Below are 6,719 nucleotides of genomic sequence, written 5' to 3'. Positions count from 1 at the left end.
GTGCCATTTCATCGTTACCGCTAATGACACCATTAATATCTGGGTGAGAACGCAGCATACTCTGCATCTTATTGCGCCCTTGGGTACGATCCCAATTAGCGATGTCAGAGGCTACTTGGGTTAGATCAGGATACTGGCTCAGGACAGTCTCATACCCATTAGAGCGTGTTGCTGCATTATTATCTGAAGGCGGACCTTCTAATTCTATATAGGTCCCTTCCCCGTTCAACTGCATTGCCCACTCTTGCGCACCTAACGCAGCCCCCTGAGCGTTGTTTGAAACTAACTGAGCCTTAGCTAATCCTTGTTCATTTATCTCAGCATTAATTATAAATACAGGAATTCCTGCGTCGACAGCCCTACGGACAGCGCCAATGGAGCCATCTGCATTAGCAGGATCCAAAATTATAGCCTCAGCCCCATTGGTAATAGCCGTGTCCACCTGATTGCTTTCCGTATTAGTATCACCTACATGTGAACTGACATTTGCTGTGTACCCTAATTCTTGTGCGGTGCGCTCAGCAATTGCTCCTTCTGTTTGCCAGTAGGGGTTAGACATATCATTCACAATAATAGATATTAACCCTTTATCCTGAGCCACAATAGAACCACTTACTAGCATTGATATGCTGGCAAGCGCTGTTAGAGCTAGCTTTTTGCTTTTTGGAAACATACATCACCTCATAGTTATGATTATTAGAGCTTCTGCGTAGCCCTTAGCAGGCCATACTTCTAAGCAAAACCACGCTAAGCGGCTGTTGCTTCAGAATTTTTATCTTTTGAATCAATTTGTTTTGTCTCTAACTTTTTAGAAGACTTATTTTTGGCACTGTACTGAATGTTATTAAGCATGACGGCAAAAACAATAACACTTCCTGTAAACACCATTTGCCAGTAGGCAGAAACCCCAATGATTACCAGGCCATCTGCCAAGAAGCCAATTACAAATGCACCCAGCAGAGTATTTCTTACTGAGCCGCGCCCACCCATTAGTGAAGCACCCCCTATAACGACTGCAGCGATTGCCGTTAATTCATAGGTTGTTCCGGCGGTGGGTCCTGCTGACGTTAATTGAGAGGCAAGAACAATCCCAGCCAAGGCAGCACATACACCGGAAATAATGTAAACAGAGAGCTTCACTCTATTAACAGGCACACCCGATAACTCTGCCGCCCGTGCATTACCACCCGTTGAGTAGATCCAGCGCCCAAACGGTGTGCGACTTAACGCCAGCATGCATACAATAGCCACAAAAAAGAGGATCAGAACTCCCACAGGAATCCCCAATAATTTGTTAAAACCAAGCCACTCGAATCCCGTATTACCTAATGCAGGATCGCCACTCAAGCGATTAAAAGTCAGGCCATCAGTCAATAACAATGCTGCGCCGCGGGCAACATACAACATGCCCAAGGTGGCAACAAAAGCAGGCACTTTAAAATAGGCAACCAGAACACCGTTAATACTTCCGACCAACCCACCTAGTAAACACGTAAGCACTACAACAACCCACACGGAGGGAAAGAACGCTAAATTAAGCGCCTCAATCTCAACCCCTTCTAGCAGCATGCCGGCAAATACTCCGCACAGCGCCAATGTAGAGCCTACCGACAAATCTATACCGCCTGTTAGGATGACAAACAGCATTCCTATACCTAGCAAACCGAAAACGGCTACGTGCGAGGACATCGTCAAAAAATTGCCCGTCGAGAAATAAACAGGCGAGAGAATAGAAAAGACGATAATAATCGCGATCAATGCAAAAAAGGCCCTGCCTTCCAATAATATCTTGATGATATCAATGCCGCCCTTTTTGCCTTGTGATCCGTTGTTGTAATGAGACATGTTAAACACCTATCCGATTGAATACTCACGCGGCAACTGATTCGCCTGAAGCGGCCATAATTTCTTCCTTTGATACGCCAGGTCCGAATTCAGCAGAGATTCGCCCCTTGCTCATCACTACAACCCTATGCGGTATGCTTAAGCACTCGCTTACTTCAGATGTTGTAAAAACGACTGCCAAGCCCTCGCGCGCCCCTTCACTGAGCAGCTTGAAGACCTCTGCTTTCGCGCCAATATCAATACCTCGGCTCGGTTCATCAAGCATGAAGACGTCAGGATTGGTTGCCAGCATTTTACCGATAACAACTTTCTGCTGATTGCCTCCAGACAATGAGCCAATTTCAGCCTCACCACCATCTGTTTTGATATGTACCTTATTGATGGCTGAAGCAACCATTCCCTCCTCTAAGCTGGATGAAGTAATTCCTTTACGAGTAAATGCATTGATGCTAGCCAGCGACAAATTACGCCCGACTGTCATGGTTGCCACCAATCCATCCCGTTGGCGGTCCTCCGGTACTAGCACCAAACCTCTTTCTATTCGCTGTGCAATGTTGTAATGCGATATCTCTTGTGACTGGAGTCGTATTTTCCCCTCCGACTGCCGTACTCGCCCAGCAACACACTCTAGTAGCTCTGTTCTTCCTGCCCCCATCAATCCATAAATACAGACTATTTCTCCCGCACGAACATCAAGTGACAAGTCATCCACCACATAGCGATCTGCGACATTATCGTCACTTACGCAAAGGTGCTGAATAGAAAGCGCTATGCCTCCTTGCTCATACCCTTCCGGGGGTGAGCCAAGATCAAAGCTCTCGCCCACCATGTGCCTTACAATCCACTGAAGGTCGATTTCGCAGCGCGGGGCATAGGCGGTCATAACGCCATCACGCAGAACAACAACATGATCTGTAATCTGTAGCGCTTCCTCTAAGTGGTGTGAGATATAGACAATCGATACACCCTTGCTTTTGAGATCCCGGACTACTTTGAACAGTGTCTCGACCTCCGACGCGCTTAATGCAGAAGTCGGCTCATCCATGATGAGAATGCGGGATTTTTTGGACAGCGCTCTAGCAATTTCAACGATCTGTTGTTGACCAACACGCAGATCTTCGACCGGCGTTAAGGGATGAATGGGCTCATCCAACTCTTTCATTAATAGCTCAGCCTGACGTGCCTCTTCGCTATAGTCGACGCTACCACTAACTTTAGTAAGCTCACGCCCCATGAAGATGTTATCGCGGACATTCAAATTAGGAGCCAAACTTAGCTCTTGGTGAATGATAGTAATACCTAATGCTTCCGCATCAGATGGTGAAGAAAAGCAAACGTTTTTTCCTTCAAGAACAATATCTCCAGCTGTCTGAGGGATGACGCCAGACAAAATTTTCATCAGTGTAGATTTTCCCGCCCCATTTTCGCCAAAAAGCGTAGTCACCAGCCCTCGGTGTATATCGAAATTGACTTCTTTAAGGGCTTGCACTGCACCAAAACGTTTTTCAACATTACGTGCAGAAAGGATCACCTCACGTGAAGTCGTTTTAGCTGTCGATTTCTGATTGTTATACATAGCTACTCCTTAATCAGTGATCGCTATGCTCACCGGAGTAATTAGCCAGCTCTTTGGATTAATCATGTTAAAGGAGCCAGCGATCACTAAAGTTTTTCCCGTTAAATCCTGCCCTGCCATTTCCGAAAGTATCTGACGCTTCATTTCTTCATTTAAAGCAGCACCTGCATTTTGATATTCAATCTGGTTGGTGAAATCACTAAACTGAATATCCCCAGTGGTATCGCGAAGCGCGGTGCCATTAATCGCCGACCCAGCTTGTACCCGAACAACAATTTCATCGGACATACCAGCGACATTAACGGTATAAATGCCCGACTTTTCGTCTACAGCCACGCCTGTTAAAGTCACCGGTATAATATGGCCAATACCAGATGGAATACCGTATTTCTCTCCTGACGCAACGGCACTTTCAAGAGCCTCTGGCGCCAACACGGTTGCTTCTACTGCATTGGTTTCTACGTACTCTTTAATCTCAGGAAAGCTTTGTTGTGCAAAGTTTTCTGCTGAAAACCCCATTTCACTCTCAAGCTCGGTCAGGCTTACAATCTTGGTATCAAATGCCATTAATACAATAAGCGCTATGGCACAAACACCTACCACATAAACCTTTATACGCTTGTTAGCGGGCAACGAATTTAATGTCGCTGACATGGTCACTCCGGTTATTATTATGCTTATGATAAAAACCTTTAACGGCTTACTTCCAGTCTGGAATTAACACCACTTTTAATGCATCGGGATCATTGCGCATAAGTTCCAGCCCCTCATGAAATCTATTCAATGGAAGCTTATGAGTTACTACACTATCCGTCGGAAAATCATTATTACCAATACCTTCAATAACCAATGGGTAGCAATAGGGGCCTAAATGAGCACCCAATATATCCAGCTCTTTACGGTCACTAATAATACTCCAATCAACAGTAACAGGTTCTTTAAAAACACTAAACTCAATAAACCGCCCAAGTTTACGAATCATATAAAGCCCCTGCTCTACCGACTTAACTGCTCCCGTAGCCTCAATATAAATATCGCAGCCGTATCCCTCTGTAATACTTTTCACATAGTCGACAACATTAACCTCAGCTGGATTCAGAACGATGTCCGCACCAAATTCTTTGGCAAGCTCTAGCCGTTTATTATTGAGATCCAGGACTACCAGTTTCGAAGGGCCGGATTTTTTAATCGCGCCGATCATCCCTAACCCAAGCGTACCTGCACCGGAGAGAACCACGACATCACCCAGCTCCACCTGTGCACGTTTAACGGCATGCAGTGAACAAGCATAGGGTTCAATGAGGACCGCTTTTTCCATCGGGATTTCATCGGGGAGCTTATGGTTAATGGCTTCTTTGGGGAAGACCATGTATTCAGCCATACCACCATTTACATTGTTCTGAAACCCATAGACATCATGCTTTTCACACATCCAATACTGACCCCGGTTACAGAATCTGCATTCCCAGCAGGGCACAATTTGCTCAGATATAACGCGATCACCAATTTCCAAGTGTTTAACGCCGTCGCCCAATGCCATTACATGACCTATAAACTCATGCCCCGGAATCATAGGAGCCTTTATATAAGCGGGCTGAGTATCATCTCCCCAAAAGCTGGGTGCGCCTTCGTATGCCTTGAGATCACCTGCGCAGATGCCGCATGCTTCGACCTTAATCACCACTTCTCCCTCTTTCGCCTCTGGAACAGCAACCTCCTCAAGACGATAATCACCTGGAGCATAGGCCACGACAGCTTGCATGGTTAGTGGTAATTCAGCGTGCTTGTTGTTATCGGCATTACGCATTGCTCACTCCTAATGTCTCTTATTATGGTTTACAACCTTTCGTGCATTACAAAAGATATCACCGTGTACATATGAGTTAAGTACTTTAAGGATAGTCGAGTCAATTTATATTGTAACTTTTCATGCTAATACTTTAGACTAAGACCATAACAAATTGATTATTAACAATAAAAAATAAAAACCTATAAGACATAAAATCTCACTATATAAGAAATACGTAAACCACCCTCGATCATATGATCATAGGACTATTAAATGCATCGCCTAACACATGACATCCTTGGCATACCAAAATGCATATGCCATGGACAAAGTGATAAACAAAGAAGTGACTGAAAAAGGGATTAAGCAGATAACCAAAGCTGCCAAGCAACTGAATAAATTGGGCGTTCAGGCCAGCCAAAAAGCCAATAGACAGGCATCTGCTTATGTCACATTGCGCTGAGTCGCTTCATCAAGGCGCAAAATAGTATGAGCATTAGTGACGCTGGTCGCTAATGTATCAATCACGCCTGTGCGAAGCGCACCCAAAATACCCACAGCTTTGGTATTCTCACTAGCGATAGCAATAACATCGGGAATTCGCGTAAGGTCCTGAATATTAAGGCCTACTACACGCCCCTGCATGCGTGTATCAGAAGGCTGACCGTGGATATCGATAAAGTCATAACCCATCATATCCCCCACCGTCCCAGACAGGCGCGCTTCGGCTATCTCTTGGGCAGAAAACCATCCCATGCGTACCATATTGCTATCTTCACTTACGTCGCCCACGCCAATTAAAGCGGTATCGGCGCGTCGCGCACGGTCCAGCGTCTGGCGAACAGTGGAATTTTCGTACAATGCGTCCCTTACATCGCCGTTTTGTACCAAGGCAGGAGCGTAAAGTGTCTCACTATCGCCGCCAAACCGGCTCGCCAAGCGTCGACAAATATGATCAGGGTTCATATGCTCACCTGCACGCAGCGATCCGCCAATTGCACAGACAAAAGAAACCTTTAATACCTCTGCCTGAAAAACGTTATCTGCCACGGCGGCTACATTACGCCCCATACCAACGGCGACAATCTGGCCATCAATCAAGCTACGCGATAAGTGATCTGCCACCAAGCTAGCCACACCTGAACGCTGCGCATCCGGGTCCGCGTTATCCAGGGCAATTAGCGCCCGCTTGAGGCCAAAACGTCGCTTAAGCTCTTGCTCAATTTCAATGCTAACAGCGGGATGCACTCGTACTCGAACATCAACAATTCCCTCTGCTTGTGCCTTTTTAAGCAGACGTCCTATTCGTACTCGTGAATGACCAAGCCGATTAGCGATCGCTTCTTGGGTTTCCCCCTGTACATAGTAGAGAGTCGAAATCTCTGTCATCAAGTCAATGTCAGCAGTATCTTGACTATTCATTCAGCATCCGGGAATTGTTTAAAAGCATGGCACGTACTTAAAAACGAGGCGCTCCTACTTAAGAGCACCTCGCACGAGAACGTATAA

Annotated in this window: 7 protein-coding genes; 1 reads left to right on the top strand and 6 read right to left on the bottom strand. The window is 45.9% G+C overall.

What is annotated here, in order from left to right; genetic code table 11:
* The 5 genes from ACT3TJ_RS09480 to ACT3TJ_RS09460 form a co-directional block, all read right to left on the bottom strand.
* On the bottom strand, window positions 1-673 hold a 673-nt coding region (locus ACT3TJ_RS09480), incomplete at its 3' end, for a substrate-binding domain-containing protein (RefSeq protein ID WP_444665672.1).
* Window positions 674-747: 74 nt separating this feature from the next.
* Window positions 748-1,845 carry an ABC transporter permease gene (locus tag ACT3TJ_RS09475; protein WP_192528513.1) on the bottom strand — a complete coding sequence of 366 codons (1,098 nt, stop codon included), beginning with the start codon at window positions 1,843-1,845 and terminating at the stop codon, window positions 748-750.
* 25 nt (window positions 1,846-1,870) lie between these two features.
* Window positions 1,871-3,421 carry a sugar ABC transporter ATP-binding protein gene (locus ACT3TJ_RS09470; protein WP_444622239.1) on the bottom strand — a complete coding sequence of 517 codons (1,551 nt, stop codon included), beginning with the start codon at window positions 3,419-3,421 and terminating at the stop codon, window positions 1,871-1,873.
* Window positions 3,422-3,430: 9 nt separating this feature from the next.
* On the bottom strand, window positions 3,431-4,075 hold the full coding sequence (locus ACT3TJ_RS09465) for a DUF2291 family protein (RefSeq protein ID WP_444622240.1): 645 nt from the start codon (window positions 4,073-4,075) through the stop codon (window positions 3,431-3,433).
* Between the two features lie 46 nt (window positions 4,076-4,121).
* Window positions 4,122-5,228 (bottom strand): MDR/zinc-dependent alcohol dehydrogenase-like family protein, encoded by a 1,107-nt coding sequence (locus ACT3TJ_RS09460; RefSeq protein WP_444622241.1) that lies wholly within the window; start codon window positions 5,226-5,228, stop codon window positions 4,122-4,124.
* 304 nt (window positions 5,229-5,532) lie between these two features.
* Between ACT3TJ_RS09460 and ACT3TJ_RS09455 the strand changes: the two genes are divergently transcribed.
* Window positions 5,533-5,673, top strand: a complete 141-nt coding sequence (locus ACT3TJ_RS09455) for a hypothetical protein (RefSeq protein ID WP_444622242.1) — start codon at window positions 5,533-5,535, stop codon at window positions 5,671-5,673.
* On the opposite strand, the gene ACT3TJ_RS09450 is transcribed toward ACT3TJ_RS09455, so the two are convergent.
* Window positions 5,655-6,632, bottom strand: coding sequence for a sugar-binding transcriptional regulator (locus ACT3TJ_RS09450; RefSeq protein ID WP_193054757.1), 978 nt, complete (start codon window positions 6,630-6,632; stop codon window positions 5,655-5,657). The genes ACT3TJ_RS09455 and ACT3TJ_RS09450 overlap by 19 nt on opposite strands.
* Window positions 6,633-6,719 lie beyond the last annotated feature (87 nt).

The organism is Halomonas sp. AOP30-A1-24, from assembly GCF_052378165.1.
Classification (GTDB): Bacteria; Pseudomonadota; Gammaproteobacteria; order Pseudomonadales; family Halomonadaceae; genus Vreelandella; species Vreelandella citrativorans.
This window is presented reverse-complemented; position numbering and strand designations above follow the sequence as displayed.